A 24,954-nucleotide genomic window follows, 5' to 3' on the forward strand; every position below is an offset into this window, starting at 1 on the left:
CCGGTTGGATATCAAGTCAAACGGGAAGCAACGTCGAATGTTGCAGGCTAAATGATTGTTTAGGTTCACGAGCGGCCGACAGCCGACAGATGCGGCCAGGCAAACGACGCCCGCTCCGCCACGCGAATGGAGTCACGTCACCGCAGGACAAAGCCTTTGCTTCCGCGAATTCATGCTGCGCGGAGTGCGATGGTTCCTAAAGAGGTGAGATAAAGCCTGAGATCGTCGGGGCCGATCTCGTCGATGCGAACGCGGAGGAGAAGCGGCTCGTCGAGAAGCGGCTGAAGTCGATGTTCCGTCCGAAAGGTCGAAAAACATCGCGGCGCATGGTCCGGAAACGATGCGCCGCTGCTCGCTCACGCCGCCTTCGACTCGACCTCGCTGATCCAACTGCGGGCCAGCGTCACGTCGGCTTGCGACAGCTGATGCCCTGCTGGAAGCACCTTATGGTCGACGCGCGCTCCTGCTTCGGACAACAACGCCCCAAGCTTTGCCGAATTGCTCGCAGGCACGATCGGATCAGCCTGCCCGGACAGCAACAGAACAGGCTCGCCGTTGAGCCCGGCCCTGGTTGGTTCCGAGAACGGCACCATGGCCCGCAGCAGGATCGCGCCGGCCAGCACATCCGGCTGCAGCAGCAGCAGCGCGGCGGCGATGTTGGCGCCGTTGGAGAAGCCGACTGCAATGGGTGCGGGGATGCAGTAGCGCTCACGTGAATGGGCGATGAATTCGCCGAGTTCGACCGTGCGCCGGCGCAAATCGTCCTCGTCGAACACGCCCTCGGCGAGGCGACGGAAGAAGCGCGGCATGCCGTGCTCGAGCACGCGGCCGCGCGGCGAGAGCAGCGCCGAGCCCGGTGAGATCATCTTGCCGAGCCCGAGCAGGTCGTTCTCGTCGCCGCCGGTGCCGTGCAGCAGCAGGAGCGGAGGGGAGCCCGCGCTGGTCGCGGGCTCGAAACGATGGATGAAGTCGGTCATGCGGCGGTCTCTTCCAGGTTCGGCAGCACGCCCTCGATCTGCTTGCGATGCTGTTCGAGGAAAACAGGCAGCTTCAAATCGCGTCCGAGCGTCTCGACGGGCTCGTCTACGGCGAAGCCGGGGATATCGGTTGCGATCTCGAACAGCACGCCGCCGGGCTCGCGGAAATAGATCGAGCGGAAGTAGTTGCGGTCGCGCTGCTCGGTCGGATGCAGGCCATGATTGCTCACGAGCTTTTGCGCCATCTTGCCCTGTTCGGCATCGTCGGCGGCGCGGAAGGCGATGTGGTGCACCGAGCCGCCACCCTGATGCCCGCGCAAAAAGCCCTTGGCCTCGTAGATGTCGACGACGCTGCCGAGGACACTGCCTTGGGCATCGCCTGATGCCTTGAAGCGGATTACCGAGCCTTCGCGCCCCGTCTCCTTGAAGCCGAACACGTCGGTGAGGACGGCAGCCGTCTTCGCCGCGCTGTCGAGCAGCAGGGTCACGCCGTGGAAGCCACGGATCGCGTGCTCGGCCGGTACGTCGCCATTGCTCCAGCCGGGCTCGTTCTCTGCGCCTGATATGCCGACCAGCGCGAGCGCCATGCCGTCAGGGTCGGTGAACGGCAGCACGGACTCGCCAAAGCGCTTCTCAAGCGCCTCGTAAGCGATGCCCTTTTCGATGAAGCGCTGCGTCCAGTAACCGAGCGAGCGCTGCGGCACGCGGAACGCGGTCTGATGGGTCTCGCCGACGCCGCGGCGCCCGGGCGACACGCCGGCCCAGGGAAAGAAGGTCAGGATGGTGCCGGGGCGGCCGGTCTCGTCGCCGTAATAGAAATGATAGGTGCCGGGATCGTCGAAATTGACCGTCTTCTTGACGAAGCGCAGGCCGAGATCCCTGGTGTAGAATCCGAAATTGCGGATGGGATCGCCGGCGATCGCGGTCACGTGGTGCAGTCCAGACATTGTCGTCCTCCAACTCAGGGAGCGGTCTTGCTCTGGGTGGAAATATCGTTCCGCTTTGGATTGGAGACAATCCATGCAAATATGACGTCTATGTCTATGATTTGGAAACAATCGGGACCGGCCCTTGGATAAGGTCGCCAGCCTCCGCGCCTTCGTGAAGGTGGTCGAAAGCGGTAGCTTTGCCGAGGCGGGCCGGCAATTGCGGCTATCGCGCTCGGCGATCAGCAAATACATCGCCGACCTCGAGGAGAGCCTCGGCGTCCAGCTCCTGAACCGGACCACCCGCCACGCCAGCCCGACCGAGAACGGCCAGCGCTATTTCGAGCGCGCGGTCGTGATCCTCTCGGAGATCGAGGCCGCCGATCAGGCGGTGACGCAGGCGCAGTCGTCGCCGCGGGGACTGTTGCGCGTCAACGCGCCGATGTCATTCGGCACGATGCGGCTTGGGCCGGTGCTCGCGGACTTCATGGAAGCGTTCCCGGAGCTTCAGCTTCAGATCGTGCTCAGCGACGACCTGCTCGATCCCGTCCAGGACGGCTTTGACGTGACGCTGCGGATTGCGGAATTGGAATCGTCGAGCCTGATCGCGAGGAAAATCATGCCGGTGCCGCGCATGATCTGCGCCTCGCCTGATTATCTCGCGCGTCACGGCACGCCAGGGCATCCGCAGGATCTTCGTGAGCATGCCTCGCTGACCTACGGCTTCCTCCTGACGGGCAATCAGTGGAAGCTTACAGGCGTCGATGGCGACCACTGGATCCAGCCGGCCTGGTCGCTCTGCGTCAACAATGCGGAGGTGCTGCGCGATGCCGCGATCAAGGGCAGGGGACTCGCGCTTCTGCCTGACTTCATTGCGGCGGAGCCTTTGCGGAAAGGCGAGCTGCGGACGGTGCTGGACGATTATTCGGCACCGCCGCTTTCGCTCTATGCGGTCTATCCGCCGACGCGACATTTGTCGGTGAAGGTGCGGCTGTTCATCGATTTTCTGGTGGCGCGGTTTGGGCGGGAGGAGATGGGCTCAGCGAACGCGCGCGCTAGCTGACCGAACGCTGCCCTGCGGGCGCGCTTGCTGACGACCTGGCTGATCCCCGCGTATTTGAGCCACGCTCTCGTGCTGCGCGCCACGTCGGCGGTCACGACGATGATCCGGGGCATCGGTTGCAGCGGAAGCTGTCGATCCGGACGGTCTCTGCGGAGTGATGCGTGCGATCTGACTAGCGCCGTAGCGTGAATTCGCCCGCACCGCGCCGGTGTTCCCACTTCGCCCGTTCGAGCTCGGGCTGGTCGCACTCCTCCTCGGGATAGCCGATGCAGAGATAGGCGATGAATTTCCAGGCGGCGGGCACGTCGAGCACGCCGCGGATGTGCTCGGGATTGAGGATCGAGACCCAGCCGAGTCCGACTCCCTCGGCACGCGCGGCGAGCCACATCGCGGTGATGGCGGCGACCACGGAATATTCGGTGGTCTCCGGCATGGTCATGCGGCCGAGGCCCTGGCCGATGTCGCTGGCCTTGTCGGCGAACACGGCGAGATGGCCGGGAGCCTGTTCGAGGCCCGAGAGCTTGAGCGCCGCGTAGCGGCCGGCGCGCTCGCCGGAGTAGCAGCTGAGCGCCTCGGCGTTGCAGGCCTTGAAATCGTCGATCACAGCGCGCCGCCGTACCGCATCATCGACGATGACGAAGCGCCATGGCTGGCTCAGGCCGACCGAGGGCGAGAGGCAGGCCGTCTCGATCAACCGCTCCATGGCGCCGCCTGGCAATGGATCGCTGCGAAAGCGGCGCACATCGCGGCGCCACACGAACAGCTCGCGCAAGTGCTGGCGGAAGGCGTCGTCGAACGCGACCATGATCTATCCTCCCGTGTGAAGGAAGGCTGCGGCGACCAGCAGGATCAGGATCTCTCCGACCTGTTCGAACGCGCCGAGGATATCGCCGGTCTGTCCGCCGATCTGACCGATGGCGAGCCGCGTCAGGATCAGTCCGGCCAGCGACAGCAGGACCAGGCCGACCAGCGCCTTGGCCGGCCCGAGCGCCAGCGCCAGCACAAGGGTTCCAACCGCGAACGCGATGGCCACGCTGCGGCCCGGCGGCGATCCGGCGCTTGCCGACAATCCGTCTGGCCGCGCCGGCGGCACGAGCGACATGAACGCAGGCACGCCCGCGCGCGCCGCGGCATGGGCCGAGACGAGCGCGAGCATCACGGCCCACGGAGTGGCGATCGCGGCAAGCGCGCACCAGCGCAGACCGAACGACAGGATCAGCGCGCAGACGCCGTAGCTGCCGATCCGGCTGTCGCGCATGATCGCGAGCTTGCGCTCACGCGTCCGGCCGCCGCCGAGGCCGTCGGCGGTATCGGCGAGCCCGTCCTCGTGGAGCGCGCCGGTAATGAGCGCCGTCGTGCCGAGCGCGAGCAGGGCGGCCGTGCCTGGTGTCAGTCCCAGTCTGCTCGCGAGCGCGTAGACCGCGCCGCCTGCAACTCCGACCATCAATCCCGCAACCGGCAGCGCCCAGGTCGCGCGCGCGACGGCGCCGTCGCTGGCAGGCTTCGGCGAGGTCACCGGCACGATCGTGATGAAGGACGCCGCGATCCTGAGGTCGGCGACGAGGTCTTTCAAAATGTGGGCGGGCGGCATCATTTCAGTTTCATCGGCAGGCCGGCAACGACGAACTCGACCTCGTCGGCAACACCGGCGATGGTCTGGTTCATGATGCCGGCGGCGTCGCGATAGCTGCGCGCCAAAGCGTTGTCGGGCACGATGCCGAGGCCCACCTCGTTGCTGACGAGGACGACAGGGCTTTTGAGCCGGGGCAGGGTGGCGGCGAGTTCACTCACCTCGTGCTCCCAGCCGCGTTCAGCATGCATCAGGTTGGAGAGCCACAGCGTGAGGCAGTCGACGAGCCGCGCGCCGGCGCCATCGGTTGCGACCAGCGCGGGCACGAGATCGAGCGGCACCTCGCGTTCGATCCAGTCGGTTCCGCGCCGTGCGCGATGTTGCGCGATGCGCGCGTCCATTTCCGCATCGAGCGCCTCGGCCGTCGCGAGATAGACGGGTTGCCCGGGAAAGGCCCGCGTGCGCGTTTCCGCGCGCCTGCTCTTGCCCGATCGCGCTCCGCCCGTGATCAAGATGACGGCCATGAACTCTCCTGTTGGCCTGACTAATCACCAAACGCGGCCAAAGACAAAGCCGAAATCAGGCGGCGAGGGGCTTGCGCTCGCCCCGCGCTTTGCGCAACAGGGGCGTGACAGGAGGCAGGCGTGGGTTTTGCGGGTGCGATGGTGGTGGCGATGGCGGTAGATGCCCTCACGGGCTGGCCGTCGCCGCTATTTGCACGAATCGGCCATCCCGTGACCTGGTTGGGCCGGCTCATCGCTGCCATCGACAGTGGCTGGAATCGCGCGTCCGATCCGCCGGGCCTCCGCCGCGCGGCAGGCGTTGCCGGCGCGCTTCTGGTGATTGCGATGGCGCTTGTGCTCGGTTGCGTGCTCCAGTCCGCGCTTTCCCCGGGCTGGATCCAGATCGTGCTGGTCGGCATCCTGGCCTGGCCGCTGGTCGCGCTGCGCTCGCTGCATGATCACGTCGCCGCCGTCGCTGATCCTCTGCTGGGCGGTGACATCGCTGCGGCGCGCGGAGCCGTGTCGCGCATCGTCGGCCGCGATCCGGCTGCGCTCGACGAGGCCGGTATCGCACGTGCGGCGATCGAGAGCCTCGCCGAAAACGCCTCTGACGGCATCGTCGCGCCGGTGTTCTGGGGCGCGCTGTTCGGCCTGCCGGGAATCCTCGGCTACAAGGCGATCAATACGCTGGACTCCATGATCGGCCATCGCAGCGAACGCCACGAAGCGTTCGGCTGGGCCGCCGCCCGCATCGACGATGTCGCCAACTTCGTTCCGGCACGCCTGACCGGCTTTCTCTTCGTGCTGCTCGCGCCGCGACGATCGGAGGCGCTGTCCTGCATGACGCGCGATGCGCGGCGCCATCGCTCGCCCAATGCCGGCTGGCCGGAGGCGGCGATGGCCGGCGCGCTCGGCGTGCGCCTCAGCGGCCCGCGGATCTATCACGGCTGCGCGACCGATGAGCCCTGGCTCAACGAAGGCGCGCGCGATCCGCAGGCCTGCGACATCATCGAGGGACTGACGGTCTATCGCCGCGCCATGGTGCTGCTCGCGGGCGTCCTTGCGATCCTCGCCTTCGCGTGAAAGAAGAAGGCATGCGCGAGCACGGTGGAAATCTCGATCTGGCCCGGCAGCGTTTCGGCGGACGCGCTGAAGACTGGATCGACCTGTCGACCGGGATCAACCGGCGGCCTTATCCCGTGGGCGAGATATCAGCACATCATTGGCAGGCTCTGCCGTCGCGTTCCGAGATCGAGGCCCTGCACCAGGCGGCTCAACGTGCCTATGGCACGATCGCGCCAGTTGTCGCGATGGGCGGTGCGCAAGCCGCCATTCAACTGCTGCCGCAGCTCGCGCCGCGCGGACGGGCGCGCATCCTCGGGCCGACCTACAACGAATATGCCCCTGTGCTGTCGGCCGCGGGATGGGAGGTCGAGGACGTCGGTGAGCTCGATGCGCTCGCCGGCGCGAGCCTCGCCATCGTCGTCAATCCCAACAATCCCGACGGGCGCCGTGCCGCGCCGAAGGAATTGCTCGCGCTATTGCCGCGCGTCGGTCGTCTCGTCGTCGACGAGAGTTTTGCCGATGCTGTTCCCGAGCTCTCGCTCGCTTCGGAAGCGGGGCGGCCGGGGCTCTTGATCCTGCGCTCGTTTGGAAAGTTTTATGGGATTGCCGGCCTCCGGCTCGGCTTCGCGATTGGCCATGCGACTGACATCGCCAAGCTCGCGGCAGCATCGGGTCCGTGGCCTGTGTCGGGCCCGGCGATCGCGATCGGCTGCCGCGCCTTGCGCGATGACGCCTGGGCCAAGGCGACGACGGCGCGGCTTGCGCAGGATTGCGCGCGCCTCGATGAGATGGCGCAAGGGCAGGGCTGGCGGCTCGCCGGCGGCGCGCCGCTGTTTCGTCTCTACGAAACGCCTGACGCAATGGCCGCGCAGGAGAAGCTCGCGCGCCGCCAGATCTGGTCGCGCGTCTTCGCGCAAAATCGGACCTGGTTGCGCCTCGGTCTTCCGGGCGTCGAGTCCGAATGGATGCGCCTCGCCGGAGCCTTAGCGCGCTAGCGCGAGCAGGCCTTCGACGCCGAGATGCCTTTCGATGTGATCGGCCAACGCATCGAGCGCGCTCTCGACCCGGGCGCCATACGGGTCCTCACCCGCGGGAATGTCGAGCCCTGCAAGGAATGCCTTGCGAAAGGCGTCCGACGTGAACAGGCCATGCAGATAGCTGCCTTGCACGCGCCCATCGCGCGAGATCGCGCCTTCGAGCTCGCCATTCAGCTTGGCGAATGGACGCGCACGATCAGCCCCGTCGGTACGGCCGATGTGGATTTCGTAAGCGTGGATCGGTTGATCGGTCGCCGCGTGCACAGCCGCGACCCGTGTCAGCGTCTTCTGCGGGCTCATCACCGTTTCCACATCCAACAGCCCGAGGCCCGGCGTGTCGCCCGCGGGTCCTTCGATGCCGTCGGGATCAGCAACGCTGCGTCCGAGCATCTGGTAGCCGCCGCAGAGGCCGAGCACATGGCCACCCCTGCGGTGATGCGCGAGCAGGTCGATGTCCCAGCCCTGCGCGCGCAGGAACGCGAGGTCGCCACGCGTGGACTTCGAGCCGGGGATGATGACGAGACGCACGTCGCCCGGTATCGCTTCGCCCGGACGCACCATCACGAGATCGACTGAAGGCTCGAGCTTCAGCGGATCGAGATCATCGAAATTGGCGATCCGCGACAATGCGAGGCAGGCGATCTTGCGCTGGCCCGGCTTGCGGGCATCGCTTAGGCCCAGCGCATCTTCGGCCGGCAACTCGCCGGCCCGTGCGAACCACGGCAGTACGCCAAAGCCGCGCCAGGCGGTCCTTTGCTCGATCAGTCTGTAGCCGTCATCGAACAGCGTGGGATCGCCGCGGAACTTGTTGATGACAAAGCCCTGGACCATCGCGGCATCATCAGGTTCGATGACCGTCTTGATGCCGACGAGCTGGGCGATGACGCCGCCACGGTCGATGTCGCCGACCAGCACCACGGGCACGCCGGCCTTGCGGGCAAAACCCATATTGGCGATGTCGGCCTTGCGCAGGTTCACCTCGGCCGGGCTGCCGGCGCCTTCGACCAGCACCAGATCGCTGCGCGCCTTCAACCGCTCAAAGCTCTCCAGCACCGCGCCCATCAGCTGTGGCTTCATCGCCGCATAGTCGCGCGCGCGCGCGGTTGCGATGCGCTTGCCATGCACGATGACTTGCGCGCCGACATCGGTCTCGGGTTTCAGCAGCACCGGGTTCATGTCCGTGTGCGGCTCGACGCCCGCGGCGAGCGCCTGCAGCGCCTGGGCGCGGCCGATCTCGCCGCCATCGACGGTGACGGCGGCATTGTTGGACATGTTCTGCGGCTTGAACGGGAGCACGCGCAAGCCGCGCCGCGTAAACGCACGCGCGAGGCCGGCGACGATGAGCGATTTGCCCACGTCCGAACCGGCCCCCTGGATCATCAGCGCGCGTGCCGTCACGTTCAGAACTCGACGCCGGCCTGCGCCTTGATGCCGGAGCGGAACGGATGCTTCACCAGCGTCATCTCGGTAACGAGGTCGGCGATCTCGATCAGCTCGTCCTTGGCGTTGCGCCCGGTGAGCACGACATGCGTCATCGGCGGCTTCGACGTCTTGAGGAAATCGACGATTTCGCCGATGTCGAGATAATCGTAGCGCAGCGCGATGTTGATCTCATCGAGCACGACCATGCGCAGATTGGAATCGAGAATCAGCTCCTTTGCCTTCTCCCAGCCGGCGCGCGCAGCCGCGATGTCGCGCGCGCGGTCCTGCGTCTCCCAGGTGAAGCCTTCGCCCATGGCGTGGAACTGGCACAGTTCGCCGAAATGGCCGGTGAGCAGGCGTCGTTCGCCGGTATCCCAGGCGCCCTTGATGAACTGCACGACCGCGCAGGGGAAGCCATGAGCGACGCAGCGCACGATCATGCCGAAGGCGGAGGACGACTTGCCCTTCCCGGCGCCGGTGTGGACGATGATGAGCCCCTTTTCGCCGCTCTTGGTCGCCATGATCCTGTCGCGGGCGACCTTGATCTTCGCCATTTTTGCGGCGTGCTTCGCCTCGTTCTTCGCGTCTGTCTTGGCGTGGGTCTTGGCGTGGGTCTTGGCGTCGGTTTCGTCGGCCGTTTGGCTATCCGGTTCAGGCGTCATCTGACAGGGTCCTTCGGCTTGACAAGAGGCGGCCGGGGGCAAATGGTGGCCCGGCGTTGGTTCCTGTCCTATGACAGGCGAAGAGGGAATGCGATAGGGTCCGAATCGGCAAGATTGGGTCCAAAATGCAGCCGCCCCCGCGACCGTGACCGGAGAGATGCCCAAAGCCACTGAACCCCCAGGGGATCGGGAAGGCGGGGATCGAAGGGCAAAGCCCTGCTCCGCAAGCCGGGAGACCTGCCAGCGCGGACGATTTTTGGACCGGCGGACGGGGTGTTCCGCGACGGGGAAACGAGCCTTCGCAAGAACGGTTCGTGGGCCTCTTCGCCTCCGGCTGATACTTCTGGAAGAGGCGATGACCGTCACACTGCATGTCTGCATCACCTGTCGCGCCGGCCAGACGCTCGGCGAAGGCGAGGTTACGCCCGGCAAGCGTCTGCATGGCGCGATCCTCGAGGCCGGTGTTCCCGACGGTGTCAAACTGGTTCCCGTCGAATGCCTCTCTGCCTGTAGCCAGGGTTGCTCGGTCGCGCTCAGCGCGCCCGGCCGCTGGTCCTATGTCTACGGCCGGCTCTCGGATGCCAACGCGCAGGACGTCGTTGCCGGCGCCGCCGCGTATGCCGCCGCGCCAGATGGCCTCGTGCCCTGGCGCAGCCGGCCTGAAATCTTCCGCAAGCAATCGCTTGCCCGCATTCCCCCCATTGTCGCGTTGCCGGAGGCCGCCGAATGAACTCGCTCGCAAAAGTCCCGGTGACCGTCGTCACCGGCTTTCTCGGCTCCGGCAAGACGACGTTGATCCAGCATCTGCTCGGAAATCCCGGCGGCAAGAAGCTCGCCGTGCTGGTCAACGAGTTCGGCAGCGAGGGGGTCGACGGCGAGATCCTGAAGTCCTGCGCCGACGAGAACTGTCCGGAAGAGAACATCGTCGAGCTAGCCAATGGCTGCATCTGCTGCACCGTTGCCGACGATTTCATTCCGACCATGGAGAAGTTGCTCGCTCGCCCTGTGAAGCCCGATCACATCCTGATCGAGACCTCGGGCCTGGCATTGCCGAAACCGCTGCTGAAGGCATTCGACTGGCCCGAGATCCGCTCGCGCATCACCGTGGACGGTGTGATCGCGCTCGCCGATGCCGAGGCTGTCGCCGCCGGCCGTTTTGCACCGGACCCGGATGCCGTCGAAGCGCAACGCGCGGCCGACGGGAATCTCGATCACGAGACGCCGCTGTCGGAGGTGTTCGAGGATCAGATCGCCTGCGCCGACATCGTGCTGCTCACCAAGGCCGATCTTGCGGGTGCTGCGGGCATTGAAGCCGCCAAGGCCGCGATCACCGCCGAGATGCCGCGCCGCGTGCCGATGCTGCCCATTACCGATGGTGCGATCGACGCACGCGTCATCCTTGGCCTTGGCGCCGCCGCCGAGAACGATCTCGCCGCGCGTCCCTCGCATCACGACGGCGAGGAGGAGCACGAGCACGACGATTTCGCCTCTCTCGTGATCGATCTCCCTGAGATTGCTGACGTCGATGCGTTGCTCGCATCGGTCCAGAAGCTGGCGCGCGAGCAGAACGTGCTGCGCGCCAAGGGCTATATCGCGGTCGCGGGCAAGCCGATGCGGCTGCTGCTGCAAGCGGTCGGCGAGCGCGTGCGCCACCAGTTCGACAGGCCCTGGGGCGCAGGTCTCAGGCAATCAAAGCTCGTCGTGATCGGCGAGCACGGCGATATCGACGAGGCTGCGATCAAGGCGGGATTGGGAGTCTGATGCACGTCGTCTTCCGCGAGAGCCGCGGTCTGGAGGAGACCGCGACGCCAAGGGACATCGGCCAGGACCCGGCCGATCTCGTGGTGCTCTCGTTCTCGGATTCCGACCTTGCCGCCTTTGCAGCGGGCTGGCGGCGTGGCCGTGACAGCCTGCCGTCGTTGCGGCTCGCCAATCTCGCGGAACTACGTCATCCGCTCTCGGTCGACACCTATATCGAGCGCACGCTGTCGCAGGCGCGTGGCATTCTGGTGCGCTTGATTGGAGGCGAGTCTTATTGGCCCTACGGGCTCGCGGCACTCCAGCAACTGGCAAAAGATCGCAATATCGTGCTCGCCGTGCTGCCGGCCGATGGCCGCGACGATATCAGGCTCGACGCTTATTCGACTTTGCCGGTCTCGACGCTGCGCCGGCTCAAGGTGCTGTGCGACACCGGCGGTCCCGTTGCGGCGCAGGCGGCGATTGCGCAGCTTGCGCTGGCCTCGGGTCTCTATGCCGGGCCCGTCGTCGGCGAAATGACCGTGCCCGAGATGGGCTTTTACGATTCCGCGCGAGGCGTGATCGCCGCCGTCCCGAGCGGGGGGAAGCCGTCCGCGCTGGTGACGTTCTATCGCTCTTACCTCACTGCCGCGGACACTGGGCCGATCGACGCGTTGATCGCTGCGCTGCGCGAGAAGGGGTTTGACGCCTATGGCGTGTTCGTCACCTCGCTGAAGGCCGCGGGCGTCGCTGACTGGCTGCGAGACCATCTCGCCAGGAATCCTCCTGCCGCGATCGTCAATGCGACGGCGTTCTCGGCGAGGGGCGACGACGGCACGACGCCGTTCGATGCCGCGCCGTGCCCCGTGTTCCAGGTCGCGCTCTCATCGGCGCAGCGCGAGGACTGGACGGAGTCGCTGCGCGGCCTGTCGCCCGGCGATCTCGCGATGCATGTGGTGCTGCCGGAGGTCGACGGCCGCCTGTTTGCGGGCGTGGCGAGTTTCAAATCGGCCGGGATGCGCGATCCCGATCTGCAGTTCTCGCATCTGGCTCATCGGCCGGATGAGGAGCGCGTGAGGGCCGTTGCGGCACGTGTTGCGGCCTGGCATCGCCTGGCCGAGAAGCCCGCTGCGGAGAAGCAGCTGGCGATCGTGCTCTCGAACTATCCGGGACGACCGCACCAGATCGCGCATGCGGTTGGTCTCGATGCGCTGGCCTCGGTGGAAGCCTTGGCGTCTGATCTTGCCGATGGTGGCTTCAACCTTTCGCCCGTCGGAGCGCTTGGCGAGACGCTGATCAAGCAAAAATTGACGTGGAGCGTTGCCGACTATCGCGCGGCGCTTTCGCGCCTGCCGCAAGCCTTGCAGGACGATCTCGCGCGAGCCTGGGGCGCGCCGGAGAACGATCCGAGCTGCCGTGACGGCGCCTTCCACTTCGCTGCGATCCCGTGCGGCCGATCGATCATCGCAGTCCAGCCCGAGCGCGGCGATGCGGCTACGCGCGATTCCGACTATCACGATCTCGCCCGCACACCGCGCCATGCCTATGTCGCGTTCCATCTCTGGCTCCGCGGGCAGGGGATTGATGCCGTCGTGCATATGGGCGCGCATGGCACTCTGGAATGGCTGCCCGGGAAATCCGTGGCGCTGTCCTCACACTGCTGGCCGGAGGCGCTGGTCGGCGATCTGCCCGTCATCTATCCCTTTATCGTCAACGATCCCGGCGAGGCCGCGCAGGCCAAGCGGCGCATTGGTGCCATCACCATCGGCCATCTGCCGCCGCCGCTGGAACAATCTGCCGTGCCTGACGGCTTGCGCCGGCTCGAACGTCTGCTCGACGAATATTCGACCGCCGATGGTCTCGATCCCGCGCGTCGCCAGCGCCTGATCGCGGCGATCCGCGAGGAGGCGCGTGCGGCGGGTCTCGAAGACGATCTCGGCCTGGATGCTTCGGCCGCACCGGCTGAAGCCATCCCTCGCATCGACCGCTTCGTCTGTGATCTCAAGGAAAGCCAATTCGGCGACGGCCTGCATGTATTCGGCCGCGGCGCCTGCGGTGACGCCGAGCGGGATGCGCTGTGCGCGGCGCTTGCAGGCCAGCGCATCGCGTCGGGCCCGGCAGGCTCGCCGTATCGCGGGCGTCAGGACGTCATGCCGACGGGGCGCAATCTCTTCGCCGTCGATCCCCGCGCGGTGCCGACATCGTCGGCGCATGCGCAGGGGATCAAACTCGCCGAAGAGCTGCTGCGCCGTCACCTGCAGGATCACGGCGATTGGCCGAAGGGTCTGGTCGTCGATCTCTGGGGCTCGGCCACCATGCGCACCGCGGGCGAGGAATTCGCGATGGCGCTGCATCTCGCCGGTCTCGCGCCGCGCTGGGATCATGCCTCCGGACGCGTCACCGGCTACGACATCATCGCGCCGGCCGAGCTCGGCCGTCCCCGCATCGACGTCACGCTGCGTGTCTCGGGCCTGTTCCGCGACGTCTTCCCGGGCCTTGCCCAGATGTTCGAAGCCGCCACCGAGGCGCTCGCATCGCGCGAGGAGGGCGAGGCGAATCCCTATCGCCACCGCGCCTCCCGCGTGTTCGCGCCGCGTCCCGGACAATACGGCGTCGGCCTTTCGGCGATCCCCGATGCCTTCTCGCCCGAGACGCGCGATGCCGCCGGTGAAGCCTGGCTGTCGGCCTCGTCCTGGGCGTTTTCCGCCGATGGCGAGATCAAGCCGGATCGCGCGGGCATCGAGCAGCGGCTCGCGTCCGCCGATGCGTTCGTTCACCTCCAGGATCTGCCGGAGACCGATCTGCTGCTCGCCGCCGACTATGCCGCGCACGAGGCCGGCATCGCCGCGGCGGCGGCGCATCTCGGCGCAGCAGGGCCATCGCTCTATCACCTCGACACCACGCGCCCCGACGAGCCGCACGCGCGTACGCTGACGGAAGAAATCTCCCGCGTCGTGCGCGCCCGCGCTGCCAATCCGGCCTGGATCGCCGGCATGATGCGGCACGGTTTTCGCGGCGCGGCGGAGGTCACTGCGACGCTGGAGCACATGGCGGCCTTCGCCCATCTCGCCGGCGCCGTACCGCCGCATCTGTTCGATCTGTATTATGACGCGACGCTCGGCGATGCCCATGTCCGCGCCTTCATGGCGCGCGAAAACCCGTCGGCGCTCGCCGCGATGGAGACCTGCTTCACCCGCCTGCACGAGGCTTCGCTCTGGCGAACGCGCCGCAACTCGATCGCGGCCGCGCTGAAGGAGGCGTCATGAGCGTGGCGTCAGTGAAGGGCTGGTGCCCCGGCGCTATCAGGCCGATGCAATCGGGCGACGGGCTCGTGGTCCGCGTGCGCCCGTTCGGCGGCCGCGTCGACGCGGAACAGGCCGCCGGGCTCGCGCGTCTCGCCGAGCGCCATGGCAATGGTCTGATCGACGTGACCAGCCGAGCCAATCTCCAGATCCGAGGCGTCAGCGAGAGCAGCCATCGGCGGCTGCTTGATGGTCTCGCACAGCTGGCGCTGCTGGACCCTGACGCCGACACCGAATCCCGGCGCAATATCCTGGTCACCCCGTTCTGGCGCGGCGGCGACGAGACCCAGGCGCTTGTCGCGGAGCTCGAAGAGGCGCTGGCGGACTCTGCGCTCGCGTTGCCGACGAAATTCGGCTTCGCCATCGATGACGGCACCTCGCGCGTGCTCGCGGGCAATTCCGCCGATGTGCGGATCGAGCGCGACGCGGCAGGCGGTCTCATGGTGCGTGCCGATGGCGCAAGGTTCGGCCGCTGCGTCGCGCGCGGCGAAGCGGTGACCACCGCACTTGCTGTCGCTCGCTGGTTTATCGCCTCGGGCGGACGCGGGCGGATGGCAACGCATCTTGCCGCGGGCGCAAAACTGCCTGAGGCGCTACGTGGCGAGGCGGAGCCGGCGCCGATCACGGCAGCTGTGCGCCCCGGTCTCTATCCGCACGGGGCGATGGTCGGGATCGCCTTCGGGCAGGTGCCGCATACGACGCTCCACCAGCTCTCCGGCTGCGGGCATGCGCTGCGGATGACGCCGTGGCGGATGGTCTTGAGCGAGGGCACGCGGACGATGCCGTCAGCCTCGGGCCTCATCACCGAGCCTGACGACCCGGCGCTGCGCGTCATCGCCTGTAGCGGCGCGCCGCGCTGCCGCGAGGCCCATGCCGATACCCGCGCGCTGGCCGCGGCGCTCGCGCCTGATATCGGGGCAGCTGCCCAGCTGCATGTCTCCGGCTGCGCCAAGGGCTGCGCCCATTCCGGCGCGGCCGCGATCACGCTGGTGGCGACGGCGACCGGGTTCGATCTCGTGCGCGGCGGCTCGACCCGCGACCTGCCTGTTCTGCGCGGTCTCGACCGCGACGACATGATCAGCGATCCCTCCATCCTGATGCGGGGCCACTGATGCCGCATACTTACGAGACGGACGGCGTTGCGATCTATCGGCAATCCTTTGCGACCATCAGGGCCGAGGCCGATCTGGGGCGCTTCAAAGCCGACGAAGAACAGGTCGTGGTGCGGATGATCCACGCCGCCGGCATGGTTGGTCTCGAAGCGCATATCCGCTTCACGCCCGGCATGGCGACCGCCGCGCGCGCGGCCTTGCAGAAGGGCGCGCCGATCCTGTGCGATGCGCGCATGGTGTCCGAAGGCATTACGCGCGCGCGACTGCCCGCGGCCAACGCGGTGATCTGCACGCTCGGCGAGGAGGCCGTTCCTGCGCTGGCGCAGTCGATGCGCAACACGCGCTCGGCCGCGGCGCTGGAACTGTGGCGCCCGCATCTCGACGGCGCGATCGTCGCGATCGGCAATGCGCCGACGGCGTTGTTTCATCTGCTCAACATGCTCGAGGACCGCGACTGCCCGCGGCCAGCGGCCATCATCGGCTGCCCGGTCGGCTTCGTCGGCGCGGCCGAATCCAAGGCCGCGCTGATGGCCGATCCACCCGTGCCGGCGCTGACGGTCGAAGGCCGCCTCGGCGGCTCCGCCATCACGGTCGCTGCCGTGAACGCGCTGGCGAGCCGGAGCGAATAGAGATGGGACGCATCATCTGCTGCGGTCTGGGACCCGGTGATCCCGATCTGATGAGCGTGCGCGCCGATCGTACCGTGCGCGGCGCGAAGCACGTCGCCTATTTCCGCAAGAAGGGTAGGCCGGGCCAGGCGCGGCGCATCGTCGAGGCGATGCTGGCTGCCGACGTCACCGAATATCCCATGGAATATCCGGTGACCACGGAGATCGCCTTCGATGGCCCGGAGTATGTCCAGCTGCTATCAGGCTTCTACGAGGAATGGGCCGAGCGCCTGGCGCGGCTCTCGCGCGCAGTCGACGTCATCGTGCTGTGCGAGGGCGATCCCTATTTCTACGGCTCCTTCATGCACCTGCACACGCGCCTGCAGGGCCGCGTCGAGATCGAGGTGATCGCCGGCATTCCCGGCATGGTCGGCTGCTGGAACGGCGTGGGACAGCCGATTGCGCTCGGCGACGACGTGACGACGGTGCTGATGGGCACGCTCGCCGAAGAGGAACTCGAGCGGCGCATGCGCGATTCCGATGCGCTCGTCATCATGAAGACCGGCCGCAATCTCGCGAAGGTGCGCCGCGCGCTTGCATCCGCGGGCCGGCTGGACGATGCCTGGCTGGTCGAGCGCGGCACCATGCCTGGCGAGCGCGTGGTGCGGCTTTCCGAGATCGATACCACTGAGTGTCCTTACTTCGCGATCGTGCTCGTGCACGGTAAGGGCCGGCATCCGGACGCCGCCGAATGAGTGGCACGCTCACCATCGCGGGCCTCGGCCCTGGCAGTGACGCGCTGGTGACGCCGGAGGTCTCGGCCGCGCTTGCTACCGCGACCGACATCTTGGGCTATGCGCCTTACGTTTCGCGCGTGGCGCCGCGGCCCGGGCTCACCCTGCATCCGTCCGATAATCGTGCGGAACTTCAACGGGCCGCCGAGGCTCTGCGGCTCGCGGCCGATGGCGGCGAGGTGGTTGTCGTCTCCTCCGGCGACCCCGGCGTCTTCGCGATGGCCGCTGCCGTGTTCGAAGCGCTCGAACTGGCGCCGCAATATCAGGACCTGCCGATCCGCGTGCTCCCGGGGATCACCGCGATGCTGGCGGCGGCGGCGCGCGCCGGCGCGCCACTCGGCCACGATTTCTGCGCGATCAACCTCTCCGACAATCTCAAACCATGGGCGGTGATCGAGAAGCGGCTGCGGCTCGCCGCGGAAGCTGATTTTTCGATCGCGATGTACAATCCCCGCTCGGCGAGCCGGCCGGATGGATTTGGTCGCGCGCTCTTGGTGTTGAAGGAAGCCGGCTGTGGTGAGCGCCTTGCGATCTTCGCGCGCGCGATCAGCGCTGCCGACGAAAAAATCGTGACGGTTACGCTAAACGATGCGACGCCGGAGATGGCCGACATGCGCACGCTTGTCATCGTCGGCAATTCGCAGACGCGCCGCGTCGGTCGCTGGGTCTATGCGCCGAGGCAGGTCCGATGATCGAGCCACTGCATCACCTCGGCGACGCTCTCGACCCGCAGCCGCTCGGGCAATTGCGGCCGCGAGATCATGATCACGGGCAGGCCAAGCCTGCGCGCGGCGTCGATCTTGGCGCGGGCGCCGTCGCCGCCGGAGTTGCGGGCGACGATCCATGCGATGCCGCGCGTGCGCAGCATCTCCAGTTCGCCCTCGAGCGTGAACGGCCCGCGCGATACGATGACATCGGCGGCGAAGGGCAGGGGCGCCTCCGGCGGATCGACGAACCGCAGCGTGTAGGCATGCTGCGGCCTGGCGGCGAACGGGGCGATGTGCTGGCGGCCGATGGCGAGGAAGACGTTTGCCGGCGCTTCGGGCAGCGCAGCCGCCGCAGCATTGACATCGCTGGCCTCAATCCAGATGTCGCCGGGCGTCTTGCTCCAGGGCGCGCGCTCCAGCGCGATCAGCGGCGTGCCGGTCTCAGCGCACGCTTCGATGGCGTGACGGCTCATCTCGGCCGCGAAGGGATGCGTCGCGTCGATCACATGGGTGATGCGTTCGCGCTTGATGTAGCCGGCAAGCCCGCTCACGCCGCCAAAACCGCCGATGCGGGTCGGCAGCGGCTGATCCGCCGGGACCCGCGTGCGGCCACCATAGGAATACACGGCGTCAATGCCCACGCGCGCGATCTCCGCGGCGAGCACGTTCGCATCGGCAATTCCGCCCAGAATGAGGGCGCGAATCATGGCTGAGTCCTTGGCTGATCCCTGGCTGAGCATCATCGGTATCGGCGAAGATGGCCTTGCCGGGCTGCCGGACGCAAGCCGAAAGGCGCTCGCCAACGCGGAAACCGTGTTCGGCGGCGAGCGCCATCTTGCACTTGCAGACGTAGGAAGCCGCGGCCGCGCGTGGCCGGTGCCGTTCGATGCCGACATCGTGTTGAGCTGTCGCGGCCGGCCGACGGCGGTGCTCGCCTCCGGCGATCCCTTCTGGCACGGCGCCGGCGCGGGCCTCGCCGAGAAGCTCGGCAGCGACGAGTGGATCGCATATCCGGCGCCATCGACCTTCTCGCTCGCGGCCGCGCGGCTGGGCTGGCGGCTCGAGTCCGTCGTCTGTCTCGGGCTCCACGCCGCGCCGTTCGAGCGTCTGATCGCCCATCTGGCGCAAGATGCGCGGATCATTTGCCTTCTGCGCGACGGAAAGACGGTCGGCGAACTGGCGAAATGGCTGACGCAACGAGGATGGGGTGCCTCGCTCGTATGGACCCTCGAGGCGCTTGGCGGCCCGCGCGAATACATCGACCGGCACCGCGCCGATCGCTTTGCCGAGGATATTGCCGGCAATCTCGTTGCGGTGGCGGTCCTGGCGATAGGCGGGCAGGGGATTCCCCGCAGCTCAGGTCTTCGAGACGATCTCTTTGTCCATGATGGCCAGATCACCAAACGGCCGGTACGCGCGCTCGCGCTCTCCGCGCTGGCGCCGCGCCCCGGCGAGCGCCTATGGGATATCGGCGCAGGCTCAGGCTCGATCTCGGTGGAGTGGGCGCTGTGCGGGGGGGCGGCGACTGCGATCGAGGCGCGCGAGGATCGCGTTGCGAACATCCGCAGCAATGCGGCGGCGTTCGGGCTGACGCACCGGATCACCATCATCACGGGAACGGCGCCCGAAGCACTTGCCGCGTTGGAGGCACCCGATGCCATCTTCGTCGGCGGCGGCCTCGATCGCGCGATGTTCGATGCGATCTGGTCGCGTCTTTCACCGGGCGCGCGGCTCGTCGCGCATGCCGTGACGCTGGAGACCGAGGCGCTGCTCGGCGGATTGCACCGGCAGCATGGTGGCGAGTTGATGCGGGTCGAGATCGCGCATGCCGCTCCGCTCGGCCGTTACCGCTCGTGGGAGGCGGCACGGCCGTTGCTGCAGTGGAGTACGGTCCGATGAAAATCGCCGGGCTCGGATTCAAGAGAGATGTGACGCTGGCCTCGTTGCGCGAAGCGCTGCTGGCAGCCGGCGGTCCCGAAGGGCTCACCGCTGTGGCTACTGTCAGCGAGAAGGCCGATGCGGAGGCGTTGATACTGCTTGCGCTGGAATGCGGCGTGCCGATCAAGGCGGTACCGGCCGACATATTGGCTCGTATCGACACGCCGACGCAATCGAAGCTCGTCACCGAAAAATTTGGTACGGGATCCCTCGCCGAGGCAGCGGCGCTCGCTGCCGCCGGCCCGCACGCGCGATTGATCGGGACACGCGCGATCTCGCAGGATCGCACCGCGACGGCTGCGATCGCGGAAGGAGACGGCCCATGACGGTGCATTTCATCGGCGCCGGACCGGGCGCTCCGGACTTACTGACGCTGCGTGGCCGGGACTTGATCGCGGCCTGTCCGGTTTGTCTCTATGCGGGATCGCTGGTGCCCGAAGGCGTGTTGGCGCATTGCCCGCCAGGTGCGCGCATCGTCAACACGGCGCCGCTGTCGCTCGACGATATCATCGCCGAGATCGGCGCGGCGCACGCGCAGGGCAAGGACGTCGCGCGGCTGCATTCGGGCGATCTCTCGATCTGGTCGGCGATGGGCGAGCAGCTTCGCCGGCTGCGCGCGCTCGGCATTCCCGTCACGATCACGCCGGGCGTGCCGTCGTTCTCCGCGGCCGCCGCCGCCCTCGAAGCCGAGCTGACCTTGCCTGGGCTCGCGCAGTCGGTCGTGCTGACCCGCACGCCGGGCCGCGCCAGTGCGATGCCAGAGGGCGAGAAGCTAGCCGCGTTCGCCGCGACGGGCGCGGTGCTCGCGATTCATTTGTCGATCCATCTGCTCGGCCAGGTCGCCGCCGAGCTCACGCCGCACTACGGTGCCGGCTGTCCAGTCGCCATCGTCTGGCGCGCGAGCTGGCCGGACCAGCGCATCGTCCGCGCGACGCTGGCAACGCTCGATGCCGCCGTCGGTACGGAGATGGAGCGCACCGCCTTGATCCTGGTCGGCAAGACGCTTGGCGCTGCGGAGTTTGACGAGAGCCGGCTCTACGCCGCCGACTACGATCGGCGCTATCGCCCGATCGGTGCCGAGCCGCGCTTCCCGGAGGCATCGTGATGGCGGCGGGCCTCGTCATATCCGCGCCAGCGTCCGGCGTCGGCAAGACCACGCTGACGCTCGCGCTGGCGCGCGCCTGGCGCAATCGCGGATTGAAGGTGCAGTGCTTCAAGAGCGGGCCCGACTATATCGATCCCGCCTTCCATGCCGCGGCCACGGGCCGTGCCTCCGTCAACGTCGACAGCTGGGCGATGGACCGCGCGACCATCGCGCATCTCGTCAGCCGCGGCAGCGATGCGGACATCGTGCTCGCCGAGGGCTCGATGGGCCTGTTCGACGGCGTTGCCGTGCGCGGTGTTTCCGGCACCGGCGCCACCGCTGACATCGCGGAGATGCTGGGCTGGCCGGTGGTTTTGGTGATCGATCCCTCGGGACAGGCGCAGACGGCGGCGGCGATCGCGGCGGGCCTGCGCGATTACCGCGCCGGTCTGCGCCTTGCCGGCGTCGTGCTCAATCGTGTGGCGAGCCCGCGCCATGAAGAGCTCGTGCGGCGCGCGCTCAACGACGTCGGCATCGCCGTCTTCGGCGCACTGCCGCGCCATGCCGAGATCAGCCTGCCGAAACGGCATCTCGGCCTGGTGCAGGCCGAGGAGCAGGCGGAGATCGGCAAGCTGATCGACGAGGCCGCGCGCTTCGTCGCCGAGCATGTCGATCTCGATGCGGTGCTGCGCTCGGCTGCCGACTGGTCGGTGCGATCAGCCAGCGATGGCCTGAACGTGACGCCGCCCGGCCAGCGCATCGCGCTTGCCCGCGATGCCGCATTCTCCTTCGTCTACCCGCACATGCTGGAAGCCTGGCGCGCGGCCGGCGCGGAGATCTCGACATTCTCGCCGCTCGCCGATGAAGCGCCGGATGCGGGCGCCGATGTCTGCTGGCTGCCCGGCGGCTATCCCGAGCTTCATGCCGGCAAGATCTCCGCCAATGCGCGCTTCCACAACGGCCTACGTGCCTTCGCCGAGACACGGCCGGTGCACGGCGAATGCGGGGGGTATATGGTGCTGGGCACCGCTTTGACCGATGCCGAAGGTATCCGTCATGAGATGACGGGTCTGCTCGGACTGGAGACGAGCTTTGCCAAGCGCCGCATGCATCTGGGCTATCGTCTCGCCACGCTCTCAGCGCCGATGCCGGGGCATCAGGCCGGTGCGCGGCTGCGCGGGCATGAATTCCACTATTCGACGATCCTCGCCCAGCCTGATACGCCGCTGGCGGTGGTGCACGACGCAGCCGGTGCGGTCATCGCCGAGGCCGGCTCGCGGCGTGGCCACGCCACCGGCACGTTCTTCCATCTGATCGCGGAGGACCGGTGAGCGGCTTTGTCTCCTTCGTCTCCGCCGGCCCCGGCGATCCCGAGCTTCTCACGGTCAAGGGCGCCGCGCGGCTGCGCGAGGCCGACGTCGTGCTCTATGACGATCTCGCCTCCGGCGCGATCCTCGACCTGGCGCGGCCCGGCGCCAATCTCGTCGCGGTCGGCAAACGTGCAGGGCGGCCTTCGACCAAGCAGCACCATGTCAATCGGCTGCTGGTCGATTATGCCGCCACCGGCGTCCGCGTCGTGCGGTTGAAGTCGGGCGATGCCGGCATCTTTGGCCGGCTCGAGGAGGAGCTGGAGACGCTGCGCGAGGCGGGCATCGGCTACGAGATCATTCCCGGCGTCACTTCGGCCTGCGTGGCCGCCGCGCAAGCCGGCATTCCCCTGACGCGTCGCCATACCTCGCGCCGGGTGCAGTTCGTGACCGGGGCCGATGTCACCGGCGAGCTGCCGCCGAATCTAAATTGGGCGGCGCTGGCCGATCCGGATGCAACGACGGTGGTCTATATGGGCCGACGCACCTTTCCGGCGCTGGTCTCGAAATTGATCGAGCACGGTCTGTCACCTGGCACTCCGGCACTGTTCGCGGAATCGCTTGGCCGCGCCGACCAGCTGATAGTGCGCACCACGATCGCCGAGCTGGCCGCGCAGCTGGCGCGCGGCGGCGCGGCGTCCACGGCGGCCGTCATCATGTTCGGCGCGCTGGCGGGGGGCGGATCATCATGATGACCCTCTCGCTGATCGGCATCGGTTGCGGCGATCCCGCGCAGCTCACGCGCGCGGCTGTTCACGCCATCAATGCTGCCGATCTTGTCCTGATCCCGCGCAAGGGCACCGCGAAGTCTGATCTCGCTGATCTCAGGCGAACGATTTGCGCGGACGTGCTCACCACTGCCACCACGCGCATTGCGGAATTCGAGCTTCCCGTGCGCGACGCGCTCGAAGCCGACTATCGCAAGGGCGTTGACGATTGGCACGATGCGGTCGCCGCCACGTGGTCGCGGACGATAGCCGATCATCTCGGCGGTGACGGCAAGGTCGCGCTGCTGATCTGGGGTGATCCGTCCCTCTACGATTCCTCGCTGCGTATTGCGCAGCGGCTCGCTCCCCAGCCGACCATTGAGGTCGTGCCGGGTATCACCTCGATCCAGGCGCTTTGCGCGGCGCATGCGCTGCCGCTCAATGACATCGGTGAGCCCTTTCTGGTCACGACGGGACGGCGCCTGCGCGAAGGCGGCTGGCCTGAAGGCGTCGATACGGTCGTTGTGATGCTCGACGGCGGCACCGCGTTCCAGTCGCTCGATCCTGACAGAATTCAAATCTGGTGGGGTGCCTATCTCGGCATGGCCGATCAGATCATCATGTCCGGCGCGCTGGCCGATATTGGTCCGCGCATCGTGGCGGCGCGGCAGGATGCGCGCGAGCGGCACGGCTGGATCATGGACTGTTATATTCTCAAACGCAGGCCATAAGCGAGGCAGCATGCTCCCTGAATGGATCACTCAAAACTGCCCTGAGCCATCAGCTGTTCATCGCGATGCGGCGATCGCGCGGCAGGCGCAACTGACAAAGCCGACGGGCGCGCTCGGCCGACTCGAGCAGCTCGCGATCGAGCTTGGCGGTCTGCAAGCGACCGAACGCCCCCGCGCGGCACGCGTGCCGATCATCATCTTCGCCGGCGATCACGGCATTGTCGCCCAGGGCGTGTCGGCCTATCCGCAGGCCGTCACCATTGCGATGATGGCGAATTTTGCCTCGGGCGGCGCTGCGATCTCGGTGCTGGCACGCGAGCTCGGCTCGACGCTTGAAGTTGTTGACGCGGGAACGCTGGCGCAAGAGCCGATGCCAGATATCGTCACGGACAAGCCGCGTCACGGCACGCGGGATTTCAGCATTGAGCCTGCGCTCACGCTCGCCGAGCTGGCATTCGCCTTCGAGGCCGGTCAGCGCGCAGTCACGCGAGCGAAGGCCAATCAACCCGATCTCCTGATCTTCGGCGAGATGGGTATCGGCAACACCACGACGTCTGCGGCGATCGCCGCAGGCCTGCTCGGCATCAGCGCCGAAGAGATCGCAGGCCACGGCACCGGCGTCGATGCGGCGGGGCGCGTGCACAAGGCGCGCGTGATCGATGCCGCGATCGCGCGTCATGGCGTGGCCGGCGCGGCGCCCGAAAAAATCCTGTGCGCCGTGGGCGGTTTCGAGATCGCGGCCATATCCGGGGCCATCATCGCGGCCGCGCAAGCGCGAATTCCCGTGCTGATCGACGGGTTCATCGTCTCGGTAGCGGCGCTCGCGGCGGTGCGGCTGAACCCGTCGTGCCAGCCGTTCCTGCTGCCGTCACACCAGTCGGCGGAACAGGGGCATCGGCTGGTGCTGCGCGCGCTGAACGTGCAGCCGCTGATCAGCCTCGATCTCCGGCTCGGCGAGGGGTCGGGCGCCGCGATCGCCCTGCCGCTGGTGCGTTCGGCCTGCGCGCTGCACAATGACATGGCGACGTTCGCGCAGGCCAATGTGCCGGACAGAGCTAGCTGACTTGCCGATTGACTGACACAACCCGCCATCCGGTCGCGAGCCGGTCGATCCGGGTCAGTGACAGCGGATCGATCACGAAGCGCAAGGCTGCTTGCGGCGGGAGATCGAGGGCGATGCAGAGGGCGGCGCGGATGGTGCCGGAATGCACGACGAGCGTTGCGGGGCCGGCACCTATCGGCGCAAGCCCGAGCCGGACGCGCGCGACCTGATCCTCAAAACTCTCTCCACCTGGTGGCCGTCGGCGTGCCGGATCACTCCAGAACTGCGCATAGGTTTCGCCCCCGCTGGCTGCGAGCTCGTCATGCCGGCGGCCGGTCCAGCCGCCAAAATCCTGCTCGCCGAATTCGGGCATCAGTTCAGGCTCAAGCCCCAGCGCCCGCGCCGTCTCGACCGTGCGGCGCGCCGGGCTGGCATAGCTCGCCGCATTCGGCGGCAGAAGACGGCGCAGCGCCTCGAGCTGCGCGCGATCGTCGAGATCGGCCGGAGCGTCGGCCGCATGGATGGTCCCCGCGACACCGTCGACGCGGGCATGGCGTATCAGCCAAAGGAAGGTCTCGCCTTCCATGCAGATCTCCCAGG

Annotated in this window: 26 protein-coding genes and 1 riboswitch; of the genes, 17 read left to right on the plus strand and 9 right to left on the minus strand. The window is 67.4% G+C overall.

Features of this window, described 5'->3' with window-relative positions; all coding sequences use genetic code 11:
* Nucleotides 1-356: 356 nt before the first annotated feature.
* Both ACVW16_RS30725 and ACVW16_RS30730 read right to left on the minus strand, forming a co-directional pair.
* Nucleotides 357-977, minus strand: a complete 621-nt coding sequence (locus ACVW16_RS30725; RefSeq protein WP_456734621.1) for an alpha/beta hydrolase — start codon at nucleotides 975-977, stop codon at nucleotides 357-359.
* On the minus strand, nucleotides 974-1,924 hold the full coding sequence (locus ACVW16_RS30730) for a ring-cleaving dioxygenase (RefSeq protein WP_456702735.1): 951 nt from the start codon (nucleotides 1,922-1,924) through the stop codon (nucleotides 974-976). Before ACVW16_RS30730 ends, ACVW16_RS30725 begins: the two co-directional genes overlap by 4 nt.
* Nucleotides 1,925-2,048: 124 nt before the next feature.
* On the opposite strand from ACVW16_RS30730, the gene ACVW16_RS30735 reads away from it, so the two are divergent.
* Entirely contained in the window at nucleotides 2,049-2,966 is a 918-nt protein-coding gene (locus ACVW16_RS30735; protein ID WP_456702736.1) for a LysR substrate-binding domain-containing protein, read from the plus strand.
* Nucleotides 2,967-3,138: 172 nt separating this feature from the next.
* On the opposite strand, the gene bluB is transcribed toward ACVW16_RS30735, so the two are convergent.
* The 3 genes from bluB to cobU are packed head-to-tail and all read right to left on the minus strand — an operon-like array spanning nucleotide 3,139 to nucleotide 5,060.
* The gene (gene bluB, locus ACVW16_RS30740; protein WP_456734622.1) at nucleotides 3,139-3,771 is read right to left on the minus strand and encodes a 5,6-dimethylbenzimidazole synthase; all 633 of its coding nucleotides are present in this window, start codon (nucleotides 3,769-3,771) and stop codon (nucleotides 3,139-3,141) included.
* Nucleotides 3,772-3,774: 3 nt separating this feature from the next.
* The gene (cobS, locus tag ACVW16_RS30745; protein ID WP_456734623.1) at nucleotides 3,775-4,560 is read right to left on the minus strand and encodes an adenosylcobinamide-GDP ribazoletransferase; all 786 of its coding nucleotides are present in this window, start codon (nucleotides 4,558-4,560) and stop codon (nucleotides 3,775-3,777) included.
* Nucleotides 4,557-5,060: a bifunctional adenosylcobinamide kinase/adenosylcobinamide-phosphate guanylyltransferase gene (gene cobU, locus ACVW16_RS30750; RefSeq protein WP_456734624.1), complete on the minus strand. Its 504-nt coding sequence runs from the start codon at nucleotides 5,058-5,060 to the stop codon at nucleotides 4,557-4,559. Before cobU ends, cobS begins: the two co-directional genes overlap by 4 nt.
* 120 nt (nucleotides 5,061-5,180) lie before the next feature.
* Here cobU and cbiB point away from each other — a divergent pair, with 120 nt between their 5' ends.
* Nucleotides 5,181-6,122: an adenosylcobinamide-phosphate synthase CbiB gene (gene cbiB, locus ACVW16_RS30755; RefSeq protein WP_456734625.1), complete on the plus strand. Its 942-nt coding sequence runs from the start codon at nucleotides 5,181-5,183 to the stop codon at nucleotides 6,120-6,122.
* A gap of 11 nt (nucleotides 6,123-6,133) precedes the next feature.
* Entirely contained in the window at nucleotides 6,134-7,099 is a 966-nt protein-coding gene (gene cobD, locus ACVW16_RS30760) for a threonine-phosphate decarboxylase CobD (protein ID WP_456734626.1), read from the plus strand.
* Here cobD and ACVW16_RS30765 read toward each other — a convergent pair.
* Together ACVW16_RS30765 and cobO are read right to left on the minus strand one after the other, a co-directional pair.
* On the minus strand, nucleotides 7,088-8,521 hold the full coding sequence (locus tag ACVW16_RS30765; protein WP_456738141.1) for a cobyric acid synthase: 1,434 nt from the start codon (nucleotides 8,519-8,521) through the stop codon (nucleotides 7,088-7,090). The genes cobD and ACVW16_RS30765 overlap by 12 nt on opposite strands.
* A 20-nt stretch (nucleotides 8,522-8,541) precedes the next feature.
* Entirely contained in the window at nucleotides 8,542-9,225 is a 684-nt protein-coding gene (gene cobO / locus ACVW16_RS30770; RefSeq protein ID WP_456734627.1) for a cob(I)yrinic acid a,c-diamide adenosyltransferase, read from the minus strand.
* 40 nt (nucleotides 9,226-9,265) lie between these two features.
* A riboswitch (cobalamin riboswitch) is annotated at nucleotides 9,266-9,484 on the plus strand.
* Nucleotides 9,485-9,580: 96 nt separating this feature from the next.
* Between cobO and ACVW16_RS30775 the strand changes: the two genes are divergently transcribed.
* The 7 genes from ACVW16_RS30775 to cobJ are packed head-to-tail and all read left to right on the plus strand — an operon-like array spanning nucleotide 9,581 to nucleotide 17,470.
* Nucleotides 9,581-9,955 carry a DUF1636 family protein gene (locus ACVW16_RS30775; RefSeq protein WP_456734628.1) on the plus strand — a complete coding sequence of 125 codons (375 nt, stop codon included), beginning with the start codon at nucleotides 9,581-9,583 and terminating at the stop codon, nucleotides 9,953-9,955.
* Entirely contained in the window at nucleotides 9,952-10,986 is a 1,035-nt protein-coding gene (cobW, locus tag ACVW16_RS30780) for a cobalamin biosynthesis protein CobW (protein WP_456702744.1), read from the plus strand. Before ACVW16_RS30775 ends, cobW begins: the two co-directional genes overlap by 4 nt.
* Nucleotides 10,986-14,228, plus strand: a complete 3,243-nt coding sequence (gene cobN, locus ACVW16_RS30785) for a cobaltochelatase subunit CobN (protein ID WP_456734629.1) — start codon at nucleotides 10,986-10,988, stop codon at nucleotides 14,226-14,228. Before cobW ends, cobN begins: the two co-directional genes overlap by 1 nt.
* On the plus strand, nucleotides 14,225-15,376 hold the full coding sequence (gene cobG / locus ACVW16_RS30790) for a precorrin-3B synthase (protein WP_456734630.1): 1,152 nt from the start codon (nucleotides 14,225-14,227) through the stop codon (nucleotides 15,374-15,376). The genes cobN and cobG overlap by 4 nt, the downstream gene beginning before the upstream one ends.
* On the plus strand, nucleotides 15,376-16,005 hold the full coding sequence (locus tag ACVW16_RS30795) for a precorrin-8X methylmutase (RefSeq protein WP_456734631.1): 630 nt from the start codon (nucleotides 15,376-15,378) through the stop codon (nucleotides 16,003-16,005). The genes cobG and ACVW16_RS30795 overlap by 1 nt, the downstream gene beginning before the upstream one ends.
* A 2-nt stretch (nucleotides 16,006-16,007) precedes the next feature.
* Nucleotides 16,008-16,739: a precorrin-2 C(20)-methyltransferase gene (locus ACVW16_RS30800; RefSeq protein ID WP_456734632.1), complete on the plus strand. Its 732-nt coding sequence runs from the start codon at nucleotides 16,008-16,010 to the stop codon at nucleotides 16,737-16,739.
* On the plus strand, nucleotides 16,736-17,470 hold the full coding sequence (gene cobJ / locus ACVW16_RS30805; RefSeq protein WP_456734633.1) for a precorrin-3B C(17)-methyltransferase: 735 nt from the start codon (nucleotides 16,736-16,738) through the stop codon (nucleotides 17,468-17,470). The genes ACVW16_RS30800 and cobJ overlap by 4 nt, the downstream gene beginning before the upstream one ends.
* Here cobJ and ACVW16_RS30810 read toward each other — a convergent pair.
* A complete protein-coding gene (locus ACVW16_RS30810; protein ID WP_456702750.1) occupies nucleotides 17,446-18,192 on the minus strand; it encodes a cobalt-precorrin-6A reductase in 747 nt (248 codons plus the stop codon). The two genes, cobJ and ACVW16_RS30810, sit on opposite strands and share 25 nt — an antisense overlap.
* A 10-nt stretch (nucleotides 18,193-18,202) precedes the next feature.
* Here ACVW16_RS30810 and cbiE point away from each other — a divergent pair, with 10 nt between their 5' ends.
* Genes cbiE through cobT form a run of 7 tightly spaced genes read left to right on the plus strand, consistent with a single transcriptional unit; the run spans nucleotide 18,203 to nucleotide 24,375 of the window.
* On the plus strand, nucleotides 18,203-19,384 hold the full coding sequence (cbiE, locus tag ACVW16_RS30815) for a precorrin-6y C5,15-methyltransferase (decarboxylating) subunit CbiE (protein ID WP_456738142.1): 1,182 nt from the start codon (nucleotides 18,203-18,205) through the stop codon (nucleotides 19,382-19,384).
* Complete coding sequence (locus ACVW16_RS30820; protein ID WP_456734634.1) at nucleotides 19,381-19,749, plus strand: cobalamin biosynthesis protein; 369 nt, start codon at nucleotides 19,381-19,383, stop codon at nucleotides 19,747-19,749. The genes cbiE and ACVW16_RS30820 overlap by 4 nt, the downstream gene beginning before the upstream one ends.
* Nucleotides 19,746-20,528 carry a precorrin-4 C(11)-methyltransferase gene (gene cobM, locus ACVW16_RS30825; protein WP_456734635.1) on the plus strand — a complete coding sequence of 261 codons (783 nt, stop codon included), beginning with the start codon at nucleotides 19,746-19,748 and terminating at the stop codon, nucleotides 20,526-20,528. Before ACVW16_RS30820 ends, cobM begins: the two co-directional genes overlap by 4 nt.
* Complete coding sequence (locus ACVW16_RS30830) at nucleotides 20,528-21,838, plus strand: cobyrinate a,c-diamide synthase (RefSeq protein ID WP_456734636.1); 1,311 nt, start codon at nucleotides 20,528-20,530, stop codon at nucleotides 21,836-21,838. Before cobM ends, ACVW16_RS30830 begins: the two co-directional genes overlap by 1 nt.
* Nucleotides 21,835-22,566 carry a uroporphyrinogen-III C-methyltransferase gene (gene cobA / locus ACVW16_RS30835; RefSeq protein ID WP_456734637.1) on the plus strand — a complete coding sequence of 244 codons (732 nt, stop codon included), beginning with the start codon at nucleotides 21,835-21,837 and terminating at the stop codon, nucleotides 22,564-22,566. The genes ACVW16_RS30830 and cobA overlap by 4 nt, the downstream gene beginning before the upstream one ends.
* Nucleotides 22,563-23,312 carry a precorrin-6A synthase (deacetylating) gene (gene cobF / locus ACVW16_RS30840; protein ID WP_456734638.1) on the plus strand — a complete coding sequence of 250 codons (750 nt, stop codon included), beginning with the start codon at nucleotides 22,563-22,565 and terminating at the stop codon, nucleotides 23,310-23,312. Before cobA ends, cobF begins: the two co-directional genes overlap by 4 nt.
* A gap of 10 nt (nucleotides 23,313-23,322) precedes the next feature.
* Nucleotides 23,323-24,375, plus strand: coding sequence for a nicotinate-nucleotide--dimethylbenzimidazole phosphoribosyltransferase (gene cobT / locus ACVW16_RS30845; RefSeq protein WP_456734639.1), 1,053 nt, complete (start codon nucleotides 23,323-23,325; stop codon nucleotides 24,373-24,375).
* On the opposite strand, the gene ACVW16_RS30850 is transcribed toward cobT, so the two are convergent.
* Nucleotides 24,368-24,940 (minus strand): histidine phosphatase family protein, encoded by a 573-nt coding sequence (locus ACVW16_RS30850; protein ID WP_456734640.1) that lies wholly within the window; start codon nucleotides 24,938-24,940, stop codon nucleotides 24,368-24,370. The two genes, cobT and ACVW16_RS30850, sit on opposite strands and share 8 nt — an antisense overlap.
* Nucleotides 24,941-24,954 lie beyond the last annotated feature (14 nt).

This window comes from Bradyrhizobium sp. USDA 4474, from assembly GCF_054057515.1.

Bases quoted from the DNA above. Each gene is read 5' to 3' on its own strand.
- ACVW16_RS30725 (WP_456734621.1), bottom strand. From the start codon at position 977: ATGACCGACTTCATCCATCGTTTCGAGCCCGCGACCAGCGCGGGCTCC.
- ACVW16_RS30730 (WP_456702735.1), bottom strand. From the start codon at position 1,924: ATGTCTGGACTGCACCACGTGACCGCGATCGCCGGCGATCCCATCCGC.
- bluB (WP_456734622.1), bottom strand. From the start codon at position 3,771: ATGGTCGCGTTCGACGACGCCTTCCGCCAGCACTTGCGCGAGCTGTTC.
- cobS (WP_456734623.1), bottom strand. From the start codon at position 4,560: ATGATGCCGCCCGCCCACATTTTGAAAGACCTCGTCGCCGACCTCAGG.
- cobU (WP_456734624.1), bottom strand. From the start codon at position 5,060: ATGGCCGTCATCTTGATCACGGGCGGAGCGCGATCGGGCAAGAGCAGG.
- cobD (WP_456734626.1), top strand. From the start codon at position 6,134: ATGCGCGAGCACGGTGGAAATCTCGATCTGGCCCGGCAGCGTTTCGGC.
- ACVW16_RS30765 (WP_456738141.1), bottom strand. From the start codon at position 8,521: ATGATCCAGGGGGCCGGTTCGGACGTGGGCAAATCGCTCATCGTCGCC.
- cobO (WP_456734627.1), bottom strand. From the start codon at position 9,225: ATGACGCCTGAACCGGATAGCCAAACGGCCGACGAAACCGACGCCAAG.
- ACVW16_RS30775 (WP_456734628.1), top strand. From the start codon at position 9,581: ATGACCGTCACACTGCATGTCTGCATCACCTGTCGCGCCGGCCAGACG.
- cobW (WP_456702744.1), top strand. From the start codon at position 9,952: ATGAACTCGCTCGCAAAAGTCCCGGTGACCGTCGTCACCGGCTTTCTC.
- cobN (WP_456734629.1), top strand. From the start codon at position 10,986: ATGCACGTCGTCTTCCGCGAGAGCCGCGGTCTGGAGGAGACCGCGACG.
- cobG (WP_456734630.1), top strand. From the start codon at position 14,225: ATGAGCGTGGCGTCAGTGAAGGGCTGGTGCCCCGGCGCTATCAGGCCG.
- ACVW16_RS30795 (WP_456734631.1), top strand. From the start codon at position 15,376: ATGCCGCATACTTACGAGACGGACGGCGTTGCGATCTATCGGCAATCC.
- ACVW16_RS30800 (WP_456734632.1), top strand. From the start codon at position 16,008: ATGGGACGCATCATCTGCTGCGGTCTGGGACCCGGTGATCCCGATCTG.
- cobJ (WP_456734633.1), top strand. From the start codon at position 16,736: ATGAGTGGCACGCTCACCATCGCGGGCCTCGGCCCTGGCAGTGACGCG.
- ACVW16_RS30810 (WP_456702750.1), bottom strand. From the start codon at position 18,192: ATGATTCGCGCCCTCATTCTGGGCGGAATTGCCGATGCGAACGTGCTC.
- ACVW16_RS30820 (WP_456734634.1), top strand. From the start codon at position 19,381: ATGAAAATCGCCGGGCTCGGATTCAAGAGAGATGTGACGCTGGCCTCG.
- cobM (WP_456734635.1), top strand. From the start codon at position 19,746: ATGACGGTGCATTTCATCGGCGCCGGACCGGGCGCTCCGGACTTACTG.
- ACVW16_RS30830 (WP_456734636.1), top strand. From the start codon at position 20,528: ATGGCGGCGGGCCTCGTCATATCCGCGCCAGCGTCCGGCGTCGGCAAG.
- cobF (WP_456734638.1), top strand. From the start codon at position 22,563: ATGATGACCCTCTCGCTGATCGGCATCGGTTGCGGCGATCCCGCGCAG.
- cobT (WP_456734639.1), top strand. From the start codon at position 23,323: ATGCTCCCTGAATGGATCACTCAAAACTGCCCTGAGCCATCAGCTGTT.
- ACVW16_RS30850 (WP_456734640.1), bottom strand. From the start codon at position 24,940: ATGGAAGGCGAGACCTTCCTTTGGCTGATACGCCATGCCCGCGTCGAC.